This is a genomic window from Yersinia enterocolitica, from assembly GCA_002082245.2.
GTDB lineage: Bacteria > Pseudomonadota > Gammaproteobacteria > Enterobacterales > Enterobacteriaceae > Yersinia > Yersinia enterocolitica_E.
Genome location: NBTC02000002.1, coordinates 1759761 through 1781401, shown reverse-complemented (window position 1 = coordinate 1781401; position 21641 = coordinate 1759761). Strand labels below are relative to the sequence as shown.

Genomic DNA, 21641 nt, shown 5'->3' with positions numbered 1-21641 from the left:
CATTGCAAGAATGGTTGACAGTATATCGAGTTTATTTACACTGGCGAAACTTTTTTCTCTTCCTTGGAGAAGCCGTAATGGCAAATTATATTCGCTGGACAGTCGGGCAAGCCCAGGCCTTGTTTGAAAAACCACTACTGGATTTATTGTTTGAAGCGCAGCAGATTCATCGTCAGCATTTTGACTCGCGTCAGGTGCAAGTCAGTACTTTGCTGTCGATTAAGACCGGTGCTTGCCCGGAAGATTGCAAATATTGCCCGCAAAGCTCGCGTTACAAAACTGGCTTGGAAAGTGAGCGCTTAATGCAGGTTGAACAAGTGCTGGCGTCAGCGAAAAAGGCCAAAGCCGCTGGCTCAACCCGTTTCTGTATGGGCGCGGCCTGGAAGAATCCCCATGAGCGTGATATGCCTTATTTGGAGAAAATGGTTGAAGGTGTCAAGGCCATGGGGATGGAAACCTGTATGACGCTTGGCTCGCTGGATAAACAGCAAGCTCACCGGTTGGCAGAGGCTGGGCTGGATTATTACAACCACAATCTTGATACCTCGCCGGAATTCTACGGCAGCATCATTACCACCCGCAGTTATCAGGAACGGCTCGATACCCTCAGTGAAGTTCGTGACGCCGGTATCAAAGTCTGTTCGGGAGGCATTGTCGGGTTAGGCGAAACTGTTCGTGACCGCGCAGGGCTACTGGTACAACTGGCGAATTTGCCCAAACCGCCTGAAAGTGTGCCGATCAATATGCTGGTAAAAGTGAAAGGCACGCCGATGGAAAATAACGACGACGTCGATGCTTTCGAGTTTATCCGCACCATCGCTATCGCACGTATCATGATGCCAACCTCTTACGTGCGTTTATCTGCCGGTCGCGAACAAATGAACGAGCAAACGCAGGCGATGTGCTTTATGGCAGGGGCTAACTCTATTTTCTACGGCTGTAAATTGCTTACCACGGCGAATCCTGAAGAAGATAAAGATCTGCAACTGTTTCGTAAATTGGGGCTGAATCCACAGCAAACCGCCACCGAGCAAGGGGATCGCGAACAGCAGCAAGTATTGACTGAGCAACTCTTGCAGCGTGACTCATTGCCCGGTGAGAGCACACAATTTTATAACGCGGCAATCTGATGAACTGGCAAAGCAAGATAGAGCAGGGGCTGCAACAGCGACGCGACGCCGCGGCCTACCGTAGCCGTCAGGTTAATGAGGGGGCGAGTGGGCGCTGGTTGCAATCAGCAGAACGGCGTTATCTCAACTTCTCCAGCAATGATTATCTGGGGTTAAGTCAGGATCCCGACGTGATTGCGGCGTGGCAGCAGGGGGCGCAACGCTATGGTGTTGGCAGTGGTGGCTCTGGCCATGTTACCGGCTATAGCCGGCCTCATGCCCAACTGGAACACCAATTGGCGGACTGGCTGGGTTATCCGCGTGCATTGTTGTTTATCTCAGGCTACGCGGCAAATCAGGCGGTGTTGGCGGCGTTAACTGCCGCCGACGACAGGATACTGGCCGATAAACTCAGCCACGCCTCTTTGCTGGAGGCGGCTGCACACTCTCCGGCTCAATTGCGGCGCTTTGTGCATAATCAGCCCGATGCGCTACAAAACCTACTCGATAAACCCTGTGCGGGCCAAACATTGGTGGTCACTGAAGGCGTTTTTAGTATGGACGGTGATAGCGCTCCACTGGCTGCTTTGCAGCAAAAAACTGTGGCGGCGGGTGGCTGGTTACTGGTGGATGATGCGCACGGAATTGGGGTGTGTGGCGAAGGTGGCCGTGGTAGTTGCTGGCAGCAAGGGGTAAAACCTGAACTGTTAGTGGTCACTTTTGGCAAGGCATTCGGCCTAAGTGGGGCGGCAGTGTTGTGTCAGGAACCGGTTGCCGAGTATCTGCTGCAATATGCCCGCCACCTGATATACAGCACCGCGATGCCGCCAGCACAGGCTTGTGCGCTGCAAGTGGCACTATTACGTATTCAGCAAGGTGACGACTTGCGACAGCAGCTTCAGCAACGTATTGCGCAATTTCGGCGTGGAGCGGCAGACTTACCGTTGCAATTAGGGGCATCTGAAACCGCTATTCAGCCACTGCTGGTGGGTGACAATCAGCAAACACTGACACTGGCGGAGCAACTACGCGCCGAGGGGTTATGGGTAACGGCGATTCGCCCTCCAACAGTCCCGCCGGGGGGCGCCAGATTGCGTATTACCCTGAGTGCTGCGCATCAATATGATGATATCGGCAGATTGCTGGAGGTGCTGTATGGCGTTTGTCGCTGATAATCCACGATTACCCTTGGTTGATAAACCGGCGATTGCGGCTGCATTTAGCCGGGCTGCTGGTAGCTACGACTCAGCGGCAAGTTTGCAACGGGAAACGGGGAATACCTTATTGGCGCTGGGTTATCAGCACCCTGGTGCGTCGGTGCTGGATGCCGGGTGCGGTACTGGCTATTTCAGCCGCCGTTGGCGTGAACGAGACAGATATGTTACTGCGCTAGATTTGGCCGCCGGAATGTTGGATCACGCCCGGCGACAGCAGGCTGCGGACAGCTATTTATTGGCTGATATTGAGAATATACCGCTGCCAGATCAAAGCGTTGATATTTGTTTTAGTAATCTGGCGCTACAGTGGTGTGCTGATTTACCGCAGGCGCTAGCTGAGTTATATCGCGTCACGCGAGTTGGCGGCATCATTCTGTTTTCTACCTTGGCAAAGGGGTCTCTTGACGAGCTGGGGCAGGCGTGGCAACAGGTAGATGGCCAGCGCCATGTGAATGATTTTCTCCCCTTTCAGCATATCAGTGACGCTTGTCAGGGGTATCGCCATCACCTGACAACCGAGTTATATCAGCAACAGTTTCCTGATGTAATTGCGCTTATGCGCTCTCTGCAAGGCATTGGTGCTACGCATTTACATCAGGGGCGTCAGTCTGGGTTAAGTGGTCGCCAGCGGCTGGTGGCCCTGCAACGCGCTTATAGCACCCAATCTGGCACCTACCCGCTGAGTTACCATTTAGTTTATGGGGTTATATATCGTGATTAAACGTTGGTTTATCACTGGCACGGATACCGATGTCGGTAAGACAGTTGCCAGTTGTGCCTTATTGCAAGCCGCAGCCCAGCAGGGCTATCGCACCGCCGGTTATAAACCGGTGGCATCCGGCAGCCAGATGACGCCTGACGGATTGCGCAACAGTGATGCTTTGGCGCTACAAGCAAACAGCAGTACGGCACTTAGTTATTCACAGGTGAATCCGCTCACATTTCTGGAGGCAACCTCGCCCCATATTGCCAGTGCCAGCGAAGGGCGTGAGATTGATTTGTCAGTTTTATCGCAAGGACTACAGCAGCTTGAGCACTCAGCAGAATGGATATTGGTCGAAGGGGCTGGCGGCTGGTTTACCCCACTGTCGCCACAGGCAACTTTTGCCGATTGGGTTTTACGAGAGCAACTGCCAGTAATTATGGTTGTTGGCATCAAATTGGGATGTATCAATCATGCTTTGTTGACCGCTTTGGCTATCCGACAAGCTGGGCTGAAACTGGTAGGGTGGATCGCTAATGAGGTGATACCTGCGGGGGGGCGACAAGTTGAGTATATGGCAACATTGACACAGATGATCAGTGCCCCGCGATTAGGTGTCGTCCCCTATCTGACGGACCTTGACGTGTATCCCATCACCCAGCGGCGTGATCTTGGTGGCTATTTGGATTTAGGACTTTTGGCTGAGGTGCCACTGAGCTGAATTTTTGACGGCGATATGACCCTAAAGGGCTAATAGACATTATTAGCCCTGAGTTTTTTGCGGAGTATGGCCGCTATCATCGGCTTTAGTTTGCATGAGGGAGAAACCACTCTGCGCCATATTAACTGGCCAAATGCGTAATAATCATCTCTTCATCCAATTGAGCCAATGTTCCTTGTGCCACATTTCGGCCATCGGCCATCAAACAGAATCGATCTGCCACATGCTGAATAAAGGGTAAACGGTGTTCAACCAAAAGTACCGTCAAACCCAGGCTACGACTGAGCTGATGTAGGATATTGCCAATATCCTCAGTCAACGGCGGTAAAATACCACTCCCCGGTTCATCAAGAATCAACAGTTCTGGCTCTGTCACCAGTGCTCTGGCAATGGCCAACTGCTGTTGTTGATTACGGGTTAGCTCCCCACCACGTTGGGTGCGTTTGTCATACAGTTGCGGGAATATATCAAAAATCCAGCCCGGAATTTGGCGCGACTTATGGCGGCCCGCCAGCACGGCTATCAGCATATTCTCCTCTACACTCAGTTGAGAGAAGATCTGCTGCCCTTGTGGTACATAGCCAATACCCAGAGCAGTACGCCCCTCAACCGGCTGCTGTAGCAAATTCTGCGGCGGTTCATGATTAGGTTGCCAGGTCATGGTGCCACTCTTAATTGGCAGATGCCCCATGATGCAATTAATTAACGTCGTTTTTCCTACGCCATTACGGCCAATCAGGCAGGTACACTGCCCACGGGGGATCTCGAGATTAATATCCCAAAGGATATGATTCTGTCCATAGTATTGATTCACAGCGGTTAAACTCAGCATCAGTGCTTCTCCTCAGTCGATCTCAGTAGTTCACAGGTGGCCCGGTGTTCTGTAACGGCTAGTGAAGGATTAACCAGCAAATCTGCATACTTGGTAGCGGCAGTACAGCATAAAACACCACACTTCTAACGGGTGGTTGTCGGTGTAAATTGAGGTGAAATGGGCGAATTGCGGCATTAAATGGCATCAATAGGCTATTTTTATCCTTAATCACCCTGCGATAGGATGATTTTTAGTCTATTAATGCGTTGCACCGCTTTAGACCATTTCCCCTTTAATCTCTCCGTTTCACAGAGATATAAAGCAACTCTTGGGCCAAGTTGCTATACAGAGAGTAAAATCTGTTTGTTAACAGGCTGTAAATGGTTTTAACGCACAACGTGGGGTAAAAATAGCTCAGCCTGGCGGGGGGCGAGCGTAGAGTGATGGCTAGCTTGCACTTAAGCGGTGCTTTGGTGGAGAAAATGGTGCAGTAGAAAAAGAGAGAGGTCAGAGGTCATTAGATACAGGTGTTAACTAGTGAAAATTATAGAATTAGCAAGCTACATAGTTAGCACTAATTGAAATATGCGGTGAAATAAAAATGTAAAAAAAACACTAAAAAAGCCAGTTAGTCCCCATTTATCCCCCAAGCTTTGCTTTTCGCCAACTCCCAGCCGCTGTGGGGTTGAATGAGTTATCCACCATTCCTGTGGATAACCTTGTGCATTAGCCATAGAAAACTGATGGCAAGCGAGAGCGGGCGCGGCTTGCGCTCCTGTTGTCCGCATTCTCTACTTTTTAATAATTTATTTTACTTTCAATGGGTTATTTAAAATCAAGCGCTGAAAAATCATAACTGGAGATGATGAGTGATCTTTAATCGATTAGTTATCACTAATGTGTTTATGTTAACAGTTGGGGATAAAAACGCTTTTACAGTGCAGCTGTCGTTTAGATGTCACTGTAACGAGGCAAACAATCTCCTGGTGAAAGACATTCCTACATTTTGGTGCTTGAAGCTGGTTTTATATCCAGTATCATAGAGGTGGCAAAATTCTATGGGGCTTTCATAATTAGCCTCCTGATAGTGTGTGTTTCTCCAGTGGGTAGCAAATTCATGAGTAAATTATTCAAACTACATTCTGAGTTTAAGCCAGCAGGCGACCAGCCTGAGGCCATCCGTAAACTGGAAGAAGGGCTAGAGAATGGTCTGGCTCATCAGACACTGTTGGGGGTAACGGGATCGGGTAAAACCTTTACGATAGCCAATGTTATTGCTGATTTGAATCGCCCAACCATGGTGCTGGCACCCAATAAGACATTGGCAGCACAGCTTTATGGTGAGATGAAAGAGTTCTTTCCCGATAACGCGGTAGAGTATTTCGTCTCCTACTATGACTACTACCAGCCTGAAGCCTATGTCCCAAGCTCTGATACGTTTATTGAAAAAGATGCCTCGGTAAATGAGCATATCGAGCAAATGCGGCTATCTGCGACCAAAGCACTGCTGGAAAGGCGTGATGTTATCGTGGTGGCGTCGGTTTCTGCGATTTATGGTCTGGGTGATCCTGATTTATACCTGAAAATGATGCTGCATCTGACTAAGGGTATGATCATCGATCAGCGCTCTATTTTGCGTCGCTTATCCGAATTGCAGTACAGCCGTAATGATCAGGTATTCCAGCGCGGTACCTTCCGGGTGCGTGGTGAAGTTATCGACATCTTCCCCGCAGAATCTGATGAATGGGCGTTGCGGGTAGAGTTGTTCGATGAAGAGGTCGAACGGTTGTCCATCTTTGATCCATTGACAGGCCAGTTACAGCATGAAGTACCGCGCTTTACGGTCTATCCTAAAACGCACTACGTTACCCCGCGCGAGCGTATTTTGCAGGCCATGGAAGAGATCAAAGTCGAATTGGCCGACCGCCGTCAGGTGCTATTAGCCAATAATAAGTTGTTGGAAGAGCAACGTATTAGCCAGCGGACCCAGTTTGACCTTGAAATGATGAATGAGCTGGGCTATTGCTCCGGTATTGAAAACTATTCCCGCTACCTTTCGGGCCGTGGTCCAGGCGAAGCACCACCGACGCTATTTGACTATCTACCGGCTGACGGTCTGTTGGTGGTTGATGAATCCCACGTCACTATTCCGCAAATCGGCGGGATGTACAAAGGTGACCGCTCACGCAAAGAAACATTGGTGGAATATGGTTTCCGGCTGCCATCGGCACTGGATAACCGGCCAATGCGGTTTGAAGAGTTTGAAGCACTGGCACCACAAACTATTTATGTTTCAGCAACTCCAGGTAAATATGAGCTGGAGAAATCCGGTGGCGATATCATCGATCAGGTCGTGCGGCCGACGGGCCTGCTCGACCCATTAATTGAAGTACGGCCGGTAGCCACACAGGTTGATGACTTGCTGTCAGAGATCCGTATTCGTGCAGCGATTAACGAGCGGGTGCTGGTGACCACGCTGACCAAACGTATGGCTGAAGACCTGACCGAGTATCTTGGAGAGCATGGCGCCCGTGTTCGTTACCTGCATTCGGATATTGATACCGTTGAACGGGTAGAGATCATTCGTGATCTGCGTTTGGGTGAGTTTGATGTATTGGTGGGAATCAACTTACTGCGCGAAGGTTTGGATATGCCAGAGGTTTCTCTGGTCGCAATTCTTGATGCTGATAAAGAAGGTTTCCTGCGTTCTGAACGCTCTTTAATCCAGACCATTGGCCGTGCGGCGCGTAACCTTAATGGTAAAGCAATACTGTATGGCGACAGAATTACCGCCTCAATGGAAAAGGCTATTGGTGAAACGGAACGGCGCCGTGTCAAACAGCAAGCTTACAACGAAGAACGTGGCATCATTCCGCAAGGGTTGAACAAGAAGATTGGCGATATTCTGCAATTGGGCCAACCCTCTTCCCGTGGTAAAGGGAAAGGGCGGGGCGGCAAAGTGGCCGATCCCAATAATTATCACGCCTTGCCACCAAAAGCGCTTGATCAGAAAATCCGTGAGTTGGAGTCTAAAATGTACACCCACGCGCAAAATCTGGAGTTTGAGCAGGCAGCAGAACTGCGTGATCAAGTCCATCAGTTGCGCCAGCAATTTATCGCGATATCTTGATGCTCATCAGCCCTGCATTATGTGGGCGGTAAGCAATGGTGCGACAAATCGGGAATTTATGCTTGTCGCATCAACCTATCCTGATTAAGGTGTGCGACTAATAAAATCATCACCTAGATAGACTCAAATAACCTGGCGTTGCAGGTTGGTGGCAAACCCACAATTCAGCAGCCCCAAGTCGGAGAGTAAAAGTGCGAGATAAATAATGAGTGATCACTTGTCGAAAGATCCATTACACGGTATTACCCTTGAACAACTGCTGACCAAACTGGTTGAGCATTATGGCTGGGAGGAGTTGGCATACCGTATCAATATCAACTGTTTCATCAGCGATCCCAGCATTAAATCCAGCCTGAAGTTTTTACGCCGTACACCATGGGCTAGAACTAAAGTGGAGGCGCTGTATATCCATATGAATGACAGCGCAAGGTTGCAAGCTCAAACTCAAGCTAAGCCTCTTAGCTAGTTTGCCCCACCGAGCTGTTGCAGGGTGTTTTCCAGTGCCTGGCGCAGTAGCTCACGGTCATGGCGGTAAGGGATATCTTTTGCTTCCAGTGGCTGCTGGATAATAATCCTGTCTGTTACACCACTGATATCAATTTGTGGACTGACAATTGCCGCATCAATAATTTTGCGGCCAATCTTGCTTTCCATTATCGCCAGTTTTTCTTGCAACGATAGCGCGGCCGCCGCCACACTGAGTTCACGCCCCAGATTACCGATATAAATCATACTGGCAGAGCTGCGTCGTAAGGCCTGAGTTAAGTCATCTAGCAGTAACAAGGGCATCAGACTGGTTAAGAAACTACCTGGCCCAATCAAAATAACATCGGCCTGGCTAATTGCTTCCACGGCTTCCCGCGTGGCGTGAACGTGCGGTGACAACAACATCTCTTGTGGCATTTTTGCCAGTTGGTCGATATTCACCTCACCATAAACGGGGTGCCCTTCATGATCGATGGCCAGCAGATCGACCGGCTGCTCAGACATTGGGATGAGCCATGCCTCAACCTTCAGCAAGCTACGTACCAGATTGATTGCCTCGATAGGTCTGATGCTGAGATGGTCTAACGCTTTGAGCATTAAATTGCCCAGATTATGGCCCGAGAGTTCGCCATTACCGCTAAAACGGTATTCAAACATTGCCGAAGCCACACTCGGCTCAGTGATCAACTGATTAAGGCAATTGCGGGTATCACCCCAGGCAATCCCTCCTTCTGAACGGCGAATGCGGCCAGTCGAGCCGCCATTATCGGTGGTGGTAACAATACCTGTCAGGCGTGAACCCAGTGGCGAAAGGGCTGACATCACGCGCCCCAGGCCATGGCCTCCCCCTAAAGCAACCACTCGATCGAGATCCGCTAATGTGCGATTTCGCATATTTTTCCTGTCTAAATATTGTTGCCTGGCTCTAATAGCGTAGCTAAGGGTGAAATTGCTGCATAAGTTAACGGATTTGCCGCGAAAACGCGATAAAAGCCATTGTTTTAGTGATTTTAAACAAAGTATTAGCAACGGATTACAATAGACTGAATAACAGTGAGTTTTGTTAGATAAGTCGTTGTATATAAAAATATATAACGAAAAACAGCCATTGGCTATCCTGCCGTTTTAGCGTTAGAATCTCTAGGAAAAGTAGGGTTTTTAGCGACTCATCTGCCACTAAGCGCTTTACTTTTTAAACCATGGTTCGGTGGGCAGTAGGTAAACTGTCACTGAACATAAACTCCTAGCCTTGGCGTCTACGTTGTCTCGTTCGCGAACAATATGATGCTCTGGCCGTGGCTTTAAGCCACCAGGGTGCGAGGTAGAAATGCCTGCATCTCCCGTATTTGGAAAGGTGTTATGGTACAACTCACTGACGCATTTGCGCGCAAGTTCTATTATTTGCGCCTATCAATCACCGATGTGTGCAATTTCCGTTGCACCTATTGCTTGCCGGATGGCTATCGCCCCGACGGATTAAAAAGCTTTCTGAGTCTGGACGAGATAAGCCGCGTCAGCCGCGCCTTTGCTCTGTTGGGAACAGAAAAAATTCGTCTGACGGGCGGCGAACCTTCTATGCGGCGCGACTTCACCGATATCATCGCGACTATCAAACAAAATCCGGCGATCCGCACACTGGCAGTCACCACCAATGGCTACCGTTTAGCCCGTGACGCCGCCCAATGGCGGGAGGCTGGATTGACAGCCATTAACGTCAGTGTCGATAGCCTTGACCCGCGACAATTTCATGCCATAACCGGGCAGGATAAATTTCATCAGGTCATGCAAGGCATTGATGCTGCCTTCGATGCTGGTTTTGAGAAAGTCAAAATCAATGCCGTACTGATGCGTGATGTCAATGATCGCAATCTGAATGCCTTCCTCAGTTGGATAAAATCGCGACCGATTCAACTGCGGTTTATCGAATTAATGGAAACCGGCGAGGGGGGGAAGCTGTTTCGTCAGCATCATGTCTCCGGTGGTGTCATCCGCCAGCAATTACTCCAACAAGGTTGGCAACAGCAAGCGCGGGCGCGCAGTGATGGCCCGGCGCAGGTGTTTTATCATCCGGATTATCTGGGAGAGGTCGGGCTGATTATGCCGTATGAGAAAGACTTCTGCGCCAGTTGTAACCGCTTGCGTGTTTCAGCGCTGGGAAATCTGCATTTATGCTTATTTGGCGAGCAAGGTATTACGCTACGTGACTTACTGGGCAGCGATGACCAGCAAGATGAGTTAATGGCACGCATCCAGAGTGCATTGCAAACCAAGAAACAGACCCATTTTCTGCATCAGGGCAACAGCGGTATTACCCAGAATTTATCGTTTATTGGCGGTTGATAGCGGGCAACGTTAAGAACAGAAGAGAATATATGACCCAACTAACTCACATTAACGCCGCAGGCGAAGCCCATATGGTGGATGTTTCCACTAAAGCAGAAACTGTGCGCGAAGCACGGGCAGAGGCTTTTGTTGAAATGCAGGCCGCGACGTTGGCGATGATTATCGAGGGCAGCCACCACAAAGGTGATGTCTTTGCCACTGCGCGTATTGCCGGGATTCAGGCGGCTAAAAAAACCTGGGAATTGATCCCACTGTGCCACCCACTGTTGCTGACCAAAGTTGAAGTTCAACTGGAAGCACAACCAGAACACAACCGTGTGCGTATCGAAACTTGCTGCCGCCTGACCGGTAAAACCGGCGTGGAAATGGAAGCGCTGACGGCAGCTTCCGTTGCCGCCCTGACAATTTACGATATGTGCAAAGCGGTACAAAAAGACATGATAATTGGCCCGGTGCGCCTGTTAGCAAAAAGTGGCGGGAAATCCGGTGATTTTAAGGTGACCCCATGATTCAGATTCTCTTTTTTGCTCAGGTGCGTGAACTGGTCGGAACCGACAGCCTGCAATTGGCGGCGGAATTTCCCACTGTCGAGGCACTGCGCCAATCCCTGTGCCAACGGGGCGAACGCTGGCAATTAGCCCTTGAAGAAGGCAAATTACTGACTGCAGTGAATCAATCACTGGTCAATGTTCACCATCCGCTGGTGGCGGGTGATGAAGTGGCGTTCTTCCCGCCGGTGACCGGAGGTTGATAATGGAGCATACCCGTATTCGTGTGGGCACTGAGACCTTCAGTGTGGGTGATGAGTATCACTGGTTGTCACAGTGTGATGAAGATGGCGCGGTGGTGACCTTTACCGGCAAAGTCCGTAATCACAACCTGGGTGATAGCGTCAGTGCACTGACGCTGGAACATTACCCAGGCATGACAGAAAAGGCGTTAGCTGAGATTATTGATGACGCCCGCAGCCGTTGGCCTTTACAGCGTGTTAGCGTTATTCATCGGGTAGGGCCACTGTTCCCCGGCGATGAAATCGTCTTTGTCGGGGTGACCAGTACCCATCGCAGTATGGCGTTTGATGCGGCTGAATTTATAATGGATTACCTGAAAACAAAGGCACCATTTTGGAAACGGGAAGCCACAACGGATGGCGAACGTTGGGTTGAATCACGCGACAGTGATCATCAGGCGGCCAGGCGTTGGTAAATTGAGCGTAAACCAGTGTAAAGATCACTGCTAAATGTCTATTTTTACTCCCTTGTTGACTGTACTTCTGTGGTACCCTTAAAAAGTCGGTGGGCTGTCAATTTAGATGGCCTGTATCATTATTTATATGCATAAGGTAACTACCATGGATCGCTATCCACGCTCTAATGGTTCGATTGTCGAACGTGCCAACACAGGCATTCAGGCATACATGGCGCAGGTATACGGCTGGATGACCTGTGGTCTGTTATTAACGGCGGTTGTCGCTTGGTACGCAGCGAATACCCCTGCGATACTCAACTTTATATTTTCCAGTCAGATCACTTTTTTCGGGCTGATTATTGTTCAGTTAGGTCTGGTATTTGTTATTTCTGGCATGGTTAACCGCCTGAGTGGCTCGATGGCTACCTCGCTGTTTATGCTCTATTCCGCATTAACCGGCTTGACGATATCCAGCATTTTCATCATGTACACCAGCTCTTCTATCGCCAGCACATTCTTGATTGCTGCCGGTATGTTTGGTGCCATGAGTTTCTACGGCTATACCACCAAGCGTGATTTGAGTGGTATGGGCAGCATGCTGTTTATGGGCCTGATCGGTATCGTGTTGGCATCGATTGTTAACATCTGGCTGAAAAGCACGGCGCTAATGTGGGCAGTGACCTACATCGGGGTGTTAGTGTTTGTTGGTTTGACTGCTTATGATACCCAGAAGTTGAAAAACATGGGCTCACAGTTGGATGCCAATGATAAAGATAACTTCCGCAAGTATTCCATCGTGGGTGCTTTGACGCTGTATCTTGATTTCATTAACTTGTTCTTGATGTTACTGCGGATTTTCGGCAACCGCCGTTAAGCTGGCTGATTCAGGGCTGCGACGCGGCAAACTTGCTCGCCGTACGCTGCTCGAAATGCTCATTGACCGATGTCAACTGCGCTTTCTGCGCTGCGGGCGTCGGTCAATTTTTTGGTCTCGCCACTGAATCAAACTCAGCTTAAGCTGGCTGATTCAAAGTTGCGATGTGGCAAACTTGCTCGTTGTATAAGTTGATCAAAATTTTAAAGGACACCCCTGTGGTGTCCTTTTTGCTTTTTGGTGAATGCAGGTAAGTCTTGCTACCGTTTAATGTCGCTATGCGATTTTCCGCCTAAACATCCCATAGGCGGCACTCCCCGTGGTGGCGGTTATCACGAGTAACGGCCACAAACTGTGCCAGATAATATCGAAACTGGCATCCTTGAGGTAAATCTGTTTGGTGATATCTGTAAAGTGGCGGATAGGGTTGATCCACGTAATATTTTGCAGCCAGATAGGCATATTCTCGACCGGCGAGACATAACCGGACAGCAAGATAGCGGGCATCATAAAAACAAACACGCCAATAAAAGCTTGCTGCTGAGTGGAACATAACGAGGAAATCAGCAAACCGAAGCCAACGAGCGACAAGCCGTAGAGCAGCATGGTGCCATAAAACAGTGCCAACGAACCAGCAAACGGAATTTGGTAAAAAAAGATACCGATAAACAAGACGATACTTGCCTGGAAAGTCGCGACAATCAGTGCCGGGACAGCTTTACCAATAAAAATCTGCCAGGTGGTTAGCGGTGAAACTAACAACTGCTCGAGTGTCCCTTGCTCCCGCTCACGAGCCACCGACAGTGATGTCACAATAAGCACCCCGATAGTCGTAATCATCGCAATCAATGATGGCACTACGAACCATTTGTAGTTCAGATTCGGGTTATACCAATTGCGGATGACCAACTCGCTGTTGTTGGGCTTTATCTGGCCTTGGGTTAATTCTAATTGATAATTTTGTACGATTTGCTGAATGTAATTGGCGGCAATTTGCGCGCTGTTGGAGTTACGCCCATCCAGCAATAATTGCAACTGAGTGGTTTTGCCATTAGCCAGGTCAGCACTGAATTGCTCTGGGAAACGAATCAAAAGCAGTGCTCGCTGGTTATCAATCACTGGCTGAATTTCTTGCGGGCTGTGGAGCAGTAAGACATGAGAAAAAGCCTCTGCTTTGGCAAAGCGTTGGGTCAGCTCTACAGATGCTTTCCCGCTGTCTTCGCTATAAATAGCAATGGTGGCATTGGTCACTTCCAATGTAGCGGCGAATGGGAACAAAATGACTTGTAATATGACCGGCATAATTAATATTGCACGTGTCTGTGGTTCCCGCAGCAGTGACTGCAACTCTTTGATAATCAATGTGTAGAGGCGGTGAAACATATCTTGCTTCCTTCCTTTAATCTAATCGGCGCCTAATCTAATCGACGATTAGTTTTCCATGCCGTCAGGCCGATAAATACGGCTGCTGAGGCGACCAGGAACAACAGGTTAATCACCAGCACGGTGCCGATATTCCCCGCCAGAAACAGGGTTTGCAGACTGCTGACAAAATAACGGGCCGGAATGATATAGGTTACGGCGCGCACGATAGCGGGCATGCTGTCAATTTCGAAAATGAAGCCAGACAGCATCACAGCCGGCAGGAATGCGGCATTCAAGGCCACCATTGCGGCGTTAAATTGATTGCGGGTAATGGTCGAAATTAGCAATCCCATACCCAGAGTGCTGGCCAAAAATAGGCTGGTCATAACAAATAGTATCCACAATGAGCCACGGAAAGGCACATCAAGGATAAATACCGACACCGCCATGCAGAGTGTCATGGCTATCATGCCCAGGACGTAATAGGGGATCAGTTTCGACAACAGCAACTCGCTGCGCGTGACCTGGGTCGACAGCAGCGCTTCCATGGTTCCGCGCTCCCATTCACGGGCGATCACCAGCGAGGTTAGAATCGCGCCGATAACCGTCATAATAATGGTAATGGCTCCGGGAATAATAAAATGTCGGCTGATGGCGGCAGGGTTAAACCAATAACGGACCTGAATCTCAATCAGAGGATCGTTTTTTTGCCCTAGGTTTTGTGCCTGTTGTTGTTGCCAGATTTGCCACACCCCTTGTGCGTAGCCTTGCACAAAGTTGGCGGTATTGGGTTCACTGCCATCAGTAATCACCTGAATGGGGGCTTTACTTTCGGGGCGCGCAAGCTGCTGCGCAAAATCATTGGGGATCACAATTAGCCCACGAATTTTTCCGGCTTGCATCGCCTGAATTAGCGCCTGGCGATTATCACTGATTTGCGGTGAAATATAAGGTGAACTGGCGAAGGCGTTAGCCAGATCCTGAGCCGGTTTGCTCTGTTGCTCCATTAAAATGCCGACGTGCAGTTTGCTGGAGTCCAGATTGATGCCATAGCCAAAGATAAACAGCAGCAACAGCGGGATGACGAATGCGATCAATCCACTGCTCGGGTCACGCAGTATTTGCCGGGTCTCTTTACGGCATAAAGCCCGTAGGCGACGCCAGGAAAACCCCGTGTCCTGATAAGTTTCGCTCTCATTTACCGACGATTTATCCACTGGCAATAGATGTGGCTCGGTCATGACTGTTGCTCCTTATCATTTTGCTGATCATAGCGCTGCACCAGCCCAATAAAGGCCTCTTCCATGGAGGGATTAAGATTATTATCACTGGCAACCTGTTGTTTTAACTCATCCGGTGTGCCGGCTGCGATAATTTTGCCACGGTAAACCAGCCCGATACGATCACAGTATTCCGCTTCATCCATAAAGTGGGTGGTAACCATGACGGTGACACCTTTATCTACCATCCCATTGATATGCAACCAAAACTCACGGCGGGTGAGGGGGTCGACACCGGACGTTGGTTCATCCAGGAACAGAATGTCTGGTTCATGCATTAACGCGCAGGCCAATGCTAAACGCTGTTTAAACCCCAGAGGCAGTGAGTCCGGGGTTTGTTTGAGGATTGGGGTAAAGTTAAAGGCTGAGGTCATGTCAGCTATTTTATCGCGTTGTGTTTTGCCTTGCAGACCATAAACGCCGGAGAAAAACTTCAGGTTTTGTTCAACGGTCAGATTGCCATACAACGAGAATTTCTGCGCCATATAGCCCAAATGTTGTCGTGCTTTACCTGAACTGGTTTTCAGATCCATTCCCAGTACCAATGCTTTGCCTGAGCTGGGGACTAACAAACCGCACATCATTTTAAAGGTAGTGGATTTACCCGCCCCATTCGGACCGAGTAGACCAAATATCTCACCGCGTTTGACCTGAAAATTTACATGATCGGTAGCAGCAAAATCGCCAAATTTTTTGGTTAACTCTTGGGCTTCAATCACGGTCTCCTGATGGCTACCTGCGACTTTGGGCATGATCTTCGCCAACGCGGACTCACTGGCGGGGCCGCCCCCCAACAGGTCGATAAAGGCATCCTCAAAGCGCGGTTCTGCTTCAGTTATCTCGGCATTCGGTTGATTGAGTAGTGGCAATAGTTGGCTGTGATCCACGTCGGGTTTGAGGATTAACCGCACATACTTCCCCTGGATAACCCCATCACTCACTTGGGGCAATGCCAGCGCATGTTGTAACAGTTTACGGTTGGTCCCGGTTTGCGCTGCCAGCAAAATTGTGCGCCCACTCATCCGTTGTGTCAGGCTTTGAGGTGCACCGCTGTACAGCAACTTCCCTTCATTTAGCAACAACACTTCGCGGCATTGCTCTGCTTCATCCAGATATGATGTGCTCCACAGGATAAGCATGCCATCGCTCGCTAACTCATGCACCATGCGCCATAGCTCGCGGCGTGAAATCGGGTCAACGCCGACACCCGGCTCATCGAGCAACAGTACTTTGGGCTGACCGACCAGAGTACAGGCCAAGCCCAGTTTTTGCTTCATCCCGCCGGACAGTTTTCCCGCCAGCCGGTCAGTAAAGCGGGTTAAATCGGTAAACGTCAGCAGGCGCTCAAATGTTTGGCGGCGAAGCTCACCGGTAACCCCGCGTAGATCGGCATACAGCGTCAGGTTCTCCATCACCGTGAGATCTTCATATAAACCAAACTTTTGTGGCATATATCCGAGAATAGAATGTAACTGGCGATCGTTTTCTAACGGGTCCAGCCCGACCACCGTCATCTTGCCTTGACTGGGTTTGAGTAATCCGGCGAGCATACGGAGTAGGGTGGTTTTACCGGCCCCGTCCGGCCCAACCAAACCAGTGACTGCACCACTGCGGATCTCTGTCGTCAGGCTGGCGACGGCGGGGTTATCCAGTCCGGGGAAGCGTTTTTCAACACCCTCCAAAGTAATAAGATGCTGGATTCCATTCATAGCTCATGCCGCCTTAAGGTTGTGCGAAACGAACGGTGACGGGCATACCTTGTCGTAACGATTCATCGGGATCAGTGATAATGATACGTAAGCGATAAACCAGATCGGTACGCAGCTCAGGCGTTTCGACACTTTTAGGGGTAAATTCCGCCGTGGGTGATACGAAACCTATTTTGCCGTGATATGGCTTGTCCGGGCGGCCATCGGTAAATACGTCGACTTCGGTACCGGGAATGGCCTGATTCAAGTGGGGCTCACTGACGTAGGCCCGTACCCATACCGGATCGGTCAGTGACAGGGTAAATACGGTGTTACTGGCGGATAAAATGGTCCCCGGCTCAACCGCGCGAGTGAGTACGGTACCCGCTGATGGCGCGAGCAGGGTAGTGTCTTGCAGGTTGAGTTGAGCTTGAGCCAGTTCAGCTTCACTTTGGGCCAGATTTGCTTCGGCTTGCGCAATTTCCTGTGGCCGGTTACCACTCAAATATTGTGCGAGCTTATCTTTGGAGGCTTGCAGATTAGCCTGTGCTTGATTACGAGCAGTTCGAGCATTCTCTAGCTCGTTGGCCGAGGTGGCTTTACTTGCCCACAACCCTTGTTGACGTTTTAGGAAGCTATCGGCATAGCCAAATGCCGCTTCTCGCTGAGCAACTTCAGATTTTACCTGTGCTATCTCCTCGTCACGGTATCCTGCCTTCAATAAAGCCAACTGTGCTTGCGCGCTTTGAACATTGGCTTGCGCTTGTTTGAGTGCATTGAGATAAGGGCCGTCATCCAGTTTCCCCAGAACTTCCCCTGGCTGGATTTTATCCCCTTCATCGACAGCCAGAGACGCCAGCCGACCACCGACTCGAAAGCCTAAATTCACTGTGCGAATATCCACATTGCCGTACAGCGTCAATGATGCGTCGTGTTGTTGACGGTAGTAGTTCCAGCCATAACCTATCGCCGCCAGTAGGGCAACAATAACGACGGCCACTATAATCTTCTTGCGATTCATAATGCTCCCTATCGACCATGTCTATAGCTACAATTTTATAACGACCCCTTCAATACGCTCACCGTACTGATTTGTCCCGCAATCCGTAAAGCAGCAGGTCAATGTGTTCGATAAGTACCTGATTGATCATTTCACTTTCAGCCTCACCAATATCCAACCAACCGGCCTGGCGGCGGATAGTCTCGCGCCCCATGCGAAAGGCCAACACTTCACCAATCAAGGCATGGGTATGAAGAATCGTTTTGGTTGCACTGGCATCAGCACCAATAAATGCGGCCAGCAGCAGATTGAGTTTTTGGTGTAATGGCGCAATAGCCTGCACATGAATCAGTGGGTAAGCATCGCTAGGGGAGAGTTGCTCACGCGCCATGATTTTGCTCATATTCAACGTTTCTGGCTGGGTCATTAGATGGCTGAATTCCAGTAACCCACGGCGAATAAAATGCAACTGTTGCTCGGCGATTTGTGCGTGAATCGGTTGTTGGAGAAACTGGTCAATCTCTTGTGCCAGCGGTGAGAAGGTCTGCTGAATGAAATCCGCTATTTGTTGCGCGACCGCCAGATACAACCCTTCTTTAGAGTTGAAATAGTAGGTGATGGCCGCAATGTTCTGTCCTGCCCGTTGGGCGATATCCCGAGTTGTTGCCCCTTTCAGGCCTAACTCACCAAATAATTCGGTAGCCGCCTGAATCAATTGTTGGCGGGCTTGCTCACCACGACTGGTAACGGGCGTGGATAATATTAAGGAATGAGGTGTGGAATGAGACATCGTCACCATACTTAATAAATTGAAATTAGTTAAATGCTAAGAGGTAGTCGAACAATTAATCAATCATATGATTAACTTTAGGTCGTCCCAAAGAATATGTAAAGTTAGCGCGGATAAAAGCCTGGTTTTTGCGATCGGGGATGGATAAATGACAAGTAATAAATCAATTCTCTTGATGTTTGCGCTAATAAAAATCTTAAGAAATGTGTAAATATCCCTTTTCTTGCTAAAGATCTGCTACAATCAGCCGCAATGGTGCACTGCAGTTTGTGCCAATCCTCGTGGTAATGCCTCAATTCATGCCTCGTCTGATAATCTTCCCTTGAAACTGCACCTGACGATATCGTTGGGATTGGGAAGATCTGGAGCTTCTTGTAATATGTCATTTGATTCTCTCGGCCTAAACGCCGACATCCTGCGTGCTGTTGAAGAGCAGGGCTACCTTGTGCCGACACCGATTCAACGTCAGGCAATCCCTGTGGTACTGGAAGGCCGTGATTTAATGGCCAGTGCGCAAACGGGTACCGGTAAAACCGCTGGTTTCACCTTGCCATTGCTGCAACTGCTTAGTCAGGATCAACAGCCAATTAAAGGCCGTCGCCCGGTACGTGCGTTGATCTTAACGCCTACCCGTGAGCTGGCTGCGCAGATTGACGAAAACGTACAGAGTTACAGTAAATATCTGAAGCTACGTTCGCTGGTGGTATTTGGCGGCGTTAGCATTAACCCCCAGATGATGAAACTGCGTGGTGGTGTTGATATTTTAGTCGCGACGCCTGGCCGTTTACTGGATCTGGAACATCAGAACGCAGTAGATTTGTCCAAGATCGAAATTTTGGTATTGGACGAAGCTGACCGCATGCTGGATATGGGCTTTATTCACGATATCCGTCGCGTATTAGCCAAACTGCCCTCTAAGCGCCAGAACTTGCTGTTCTCCGCCACCTTCTCAGATGAAATTAAAGGTCTGGCGAGCAAGCTGTTGAACAACCCGGCTTCCGTTGAAGTAGCGCGCCGCAATACAGCTTCTGAACAAATTGCGCAAAGTGTTCATTTTGTGGATAAAAACCGTAAACGTGAATTATTGTCTCAGATGATTGGTGAGGGCAACTGGCAGCAAGTGTTGGTGTTTAACCGCACTAAGCATGGTGCTAACCATTTGGCTGAACAACTGAATAAAGACGGCATTACCTCCGCGGCAATTCACGGTAATAAGAGCCAGGGCGCGCGTACTCGTGCATTGGCTGATTTTAAAGACGGTAAAATCCGGGTTCTGGTAGCCACTGATATTGCTGCCCGTGGTCTGGACATTGATCAGTTACCCCATGTGGTTAACTATGAATTACCTAACGTACCAGAAGATTACGTGCACCGTATTGGTCGTACGGGCCGCGCGGAACGCACAGGTGAAGCGATTTCACTGGTTTGCGTTGATGAGCATAAACTGTTGCGTGATATTGAGCGTTTACTGAAGCGTGAAATTCCGCGCATCGCGCTGGATGGCTATGAGCCGGACCCAAGCATCAAAGCTGATCCGATTCAAAATGGTCGCCAGGGCCGTGGCGCACAACGTCCAGGAATGGGGCGTGGTAGCAGCGCAGGCCGTCCACAGAATGGTGGTGGTGCAGCCGGTCGCGGCGATAGCCGTAACAGTCGCCCACGTAGCCAGGCTGATGGTCAACGTCGCCCGGCTGGCCCTTCTTCACGTGGCCGTAGCAGTAAACCAGGCGAATAAGCGGTAATCCCTTTCGCTGATCAAACCGCTTCTTTGAGGCGGTTTTTTTTCATCTGAATTGACGTTCCTGCTGGGTTATTCCTTGTTTTACACCTCAATTCCCCCGTATCATTGCCGGTCTTTTTTACGTTTATACTGGGCGAGTGCGGATAATGGATCAGGGTAATTAGCATGCGGGTATTATTGGCGCCGATGGAAGGGGTATTAGATTCACTGGTGCGCGAACTCCTCAGCGAAGTGAACGATTATGACCTTTGTATCACTGAGTTTTTACGGGTGGTCGATCAACTTTTGCCAGCAAAATCCTTCTATCGTCTCTGCCCTGAATTACATCATCAAAGCCGTACTCCCTCCGGCACCTTAGTTCGTATTCAATTATTGGGTCAATATCCCGAGTGGCTGGCGGAAAACGCGGCTCGCGCGGTAGAACTTGGCTCATACGGTGTCGATCTCAATTGTGGGTGTCCTTCAAAGTTGGTGAATGGCAGTGGCGGTGGTGCCACATTGCTGAAAGATCCTGAATTGATTTATCAGGGAGCCAAAGCGATGCGTGAAGCCGTGCCTGCGCATTTGCCAGTCACAGTCAAAATTCGTTTGGGCTGGGATTCTGGCGCTCGTCAGTTTGAAATCGCAGACGCAGTGCAACAAGCGGGCGCGACTGAACTGGCAGTACATGGCCGCACCAAAGAAGATGGTTATCAAGCCGAACGAATTAATTGGCAAGCGATTGGCGAAATACGCCAGCGGCTGACTATCCCCGTGATTGCCAATGGTGAGATCTGGGATTACCAGAGCGCGCAGGAGTGCATGAAGGTGACGGGCTGTGATGCCGTGATGCTAGGGCGCGGGGCATTAAATGTACCGAATCTGAGCCGGGTGGTGAAGTATAACGAACCGCATATGGCTTGGTCTGAAGTGGTAAAACTGCTGCAAAAATATGTGCAGTTGGAAAAGCAGGGCGATACCGGCCTGTATCATGTTGCCCGCATCAAACAGTGGTTGGGTTATTTACGTAAAGAATATGCTGAAGCAACAGATTTATTCAGTGAAATCCGTGCGTTAAAAAACTCAAAAGATATTGCGTTGGCTATTCTGCGGGTATGAATTTTCTATTACTTATATATTAGCCATATAAATCCTAACCCTAAATATAGCTTAAACAAGAATAGTTATTCTTTTGATTTGTTTTAAGTATCGC

20 protein-coding genes and 1 riboswitch are annotated in these 21641 nt (G+C 49.5%); of the genes, 13 read left to right on the top strand and 7 right to left on the bottom strand.

Going from position 1 to position 21641, the window contains the following annotated elements; genetic code table 11:
- Nucleotides 1–77 precede the first annotated feature (77 nt).
- The 4 genes from A6J66_009580 to A6J66_009565 are packed head-to-tail and all read left to right on the top strand — an operon-like array spanning nt 78 to nt 3750.
- Nucleotides 78–1130, top strand: a complete 1053-nt coding sequence (locus A6J66_009580; GenBank protein ID PNM24418.1) for a biotin synthase — start codon at nt 78–80, stop codon at nt 1128–1130.
- On the top strand, nt 1130–2281 hold the full coding sequence (gene bioF, locus A6J66_009575) for an 8-amino-7-oxononanoate synthase (protein ID PNM24417.1): 1152 nt from the start codon (nt 1130–1132) through the stop codon (nt 2279–2281). Before A6J66_009580 ends, bioF begins: the two co-directional genes overlap by 1 nt.
- Nucleotides 2265–3047 carry a malonyl-[acyl-carrier protein] O-methyltransferase BioC gene (gene bioC / locus A6J66_009570; GenBank protein ID PNM24416.1) on the top strand — a complete coding sequence of 261 codons (783 nt, stop codon included), beginning with the start codon at nt 2265–2267 and terminating at the stop codon, nt 3045–3047. Before bioF ends, bioC begins: the two co-directional genes overlap by 17 nt.
- Nucleotides 3040–3750: an ATP-dependent dethiobiotin synthetase BioD gene (locus tag A6J66_009565; protein ID PNM24415.1), complete on the top strand. Its 711-nt coding sequence runs from the start codon at nt 3040–3042 to the stop codon at nt 3748–3750. The genes bioC and A6J66_009565 overlap by 8 nt, the downstream gene beginning before the upstream one ends.
- A 121-nt stretch (nt 3751–3871) precedes the next feature.
- Here the strand turns inward: A6J66_009565 and A6J66_009560 are convergent, their stop codons facing one another.
- Complete coding sequence (locus A6J66_009560; protein ID PNM24414.1) at nt 3872–4582, bottom strand: ABC transporter ATP-binding protein; 711 nt, start codon at nt 4580–4582, stop codon at nt 3872–3874.
- 1099 nt (nt 4583–5681) lie between these two features.
- On the opposite strand from A6J66_009560, the gene A6J66_009555 reads away from it, so the two are divergent.
- Both A6J66_009555 and A6J66_009550 read left to right on the top strand, forming a co-directional pair.
- Nucleotides 5682–7694, top strand: coding sequence for an excinuclease ABC subunit B (locus A6J66_009555; GenBank protein ID PNM24413.1), 2013 nt, complete (start codon nt 5682–5684; stop codon nt 7692–7694).
- 205 nt (nt 7695–7899) lie between these two features.
- A complete protein-coding gene (locus A6J66_009550; protein PNM24412.1) occupies nt 7900–8160 on the top strand; it encodes a DUF2132 domain-containing protein in 261 nt (86 codons plus the stop codon).
- On the opposite strand, the gene A6J66_009545 is transcribed toward A6J66_009550, so the two are convergent.
- Complete coding sequence (locus A6J66_009545) at nt 8157–9074, bottom strand: hypothetical protein (GenBank protein PNM24411.1); 918 nt, start codon at nt 9072–9074, stop codon at nt 8157–8159. The genes A6J66_009550 and A6J66_009545 overlap by 4 nt on opposite strands.
- A 334-nt stretch (nt 9075–9408) precedes the next feature.
- A riboswitch (molybdenum cofactor riboswitch) is annotated at nt 9409–9553 on the top strand.
- Between A6J66_009545 and A6J66_009540 the strand changes: the two genes are divergently transcribed.
- The 5 genes from A6J66_009540 (at nt 9540) to A6J66_009520 (ending at nt 12585) form a co-directional block, all read left to right on the top strand.
- Nucleotides 9540–10520 carry a GTP 3',8-cyclase MoaA gene (locus A6J66_009540; GenBank protein ID PNM24410.1) on the top strand — a complete coding sequence of 327 codons (981 nt, stop codon included), beginning with the start codon at nt 9540–9542 and terminating at the stop codon, nt 10518–10520. Its footprint overlaps the riboswitch before it by 14 nt.
- 32 nt (nt 10521–10552) lie before the next feature.
- Complete coding sequence (gene moaC / locus A6J66_009535) at nt 10553–11032, top strand: cyclic pyranopterin monophosphate synthase MoaC (GenBank protein PNM24409.1); 480 nt, start codon at nt 10553–10555, stop codon at nt 11030–11032.
- Nucleotides 11029–11274: a molybdopterin synthase sulfur carrier subunit gene (gene moaD / locus A6J66_009530; protein ID PNM24408.1), complete on the top strand. Its 246-nt coding sequence runs from the start codon at nt 11029–11031 to the stop codon at nt 11272–11274. The genes moaC and moaD overlap by 4 nt, the downstream gene beginning before the upstream one ends.
- Nucleotides 11274–11729 (top strand): molybdopterin synthase catalytic subunit MoaE, encoded by a 456-nt coding sequence (locus A6J66_009525; GenBank protein ID PNM26965.1) that lies wholly within the window; start codon nt 11274–11276, stop codon nt 11727–11729. The genes moaD and A6J66_009525 overlap by 1 nt, the downstream gene beginning before the upstream one ends.
- A 145-nt stretch (nt 11730–11874) precedes the next feature.
- Nucleotides 11875–12585 carry a BAX inhibitor (BI)-1/YccA family protein gene (locus A6J66_009520; protein ID PNM24407.1) on the top strand — a complete coding sequence of 237 codons (711 nt, stop codon included), beginning with the start codon at nt 11875–11877 and terminating at the stop codon, nt 12583–12585.
- A 276-nt stretch (nt 12586–12861) separates the two neighbouring features.
- On the opposite strand, the gene A6J66_009515 is transcribed toward A6J66_009520, so the two are convergent.
- The 5 genes from A6J66_009515 to A6J66_009495 are packed head-to-tail and all read right to left on the bottom strand — an operon-like array spanning nt 12862 to nt 18708.
- Nucleotides 12862–13968, bottom strand: a complete 1107-nt coding sequence (locus tag A6J66_009515; GenBank protein PNM24406.1) for an ABC transporter permease — start codon at nt 13966–13968, stop codon at nt 12862–12864.
- A gap of 32 nt (nt 13969–14000) precedes the next feature.
- Entirely contained in the window at nt 14001–15191 is a 1191-nt protein-coding gene (locus A6J66_009510; protein ID PNM24405.1) for an ABC transporter permease, read from the bottom strand.
- Nucleotides 15188–16939, bottom strand: a complete 1752-nt coding sequence (locus tag A6J66_009505) for an ABC transporter ATP-binding protein (protein ID PNM24404.1) — start codon at nt 16937–16939, stop codon at nt 15188–15190. Before A6J66_009505 ends, A6J66_009510 begins: the two co-directional genes overlap by 4 nt.
- Before the next feature lie 13 nt (nt 16940–16952).
- Complete coding sequence (locus tag A6J66_009500) at nt 16953–17939, bottom strand: secretion protein HlyD (GenBank protein ID PNM24403.1); 987 nt, start codon at nt 17937–17939, stop codon at nt 16953–16955.
- A gap of 58 nt (nt 17940–17997) precedes the next feature.
- Nucleotides 17998–18708, bottom strand: a complete 711-nt coding sequence (locus tag A6J66_009495; GenBank protein ID PNM24402.1) for a transcriptional regulator — start codon at nt 18706–18708, stop codon at nt 17998–18000.
- 379 nt (nt 18709–19087) lie between these two features.
- On the opposite strand from A6J66_009495, the gene A6J66_009490 reads away from it, so the two are divergent.
- Both A6J66_009490 and A6J66_009485 read left to right on the top strand, forming a co-directional pair.
- Nucleotides 19088–20443, top strand: a complete 1356-nt coding sequence (locus tag A6J66_009490; GenBank protein PNM24401.1) for an ATP-dependent RNA helicase RhlE — start codon at nt 19088–19090, stop codon at nt 20441–20443.
- A gap of 171 nt (nt 20444–20614) precedes the next feature.
- On the top strand, nt 20615–21547 hold the full coding sequence (locus tag A6J66_009485) for a tRNA dihydrouridine(16) synthase DusC (protein PNM24400.1): 933 nt from the start codon (nt 20615–20617) through the stop codon (nt 21545–21547).
- Nucleotides 21548–21641: the final 94 nt, after the last annotated feature.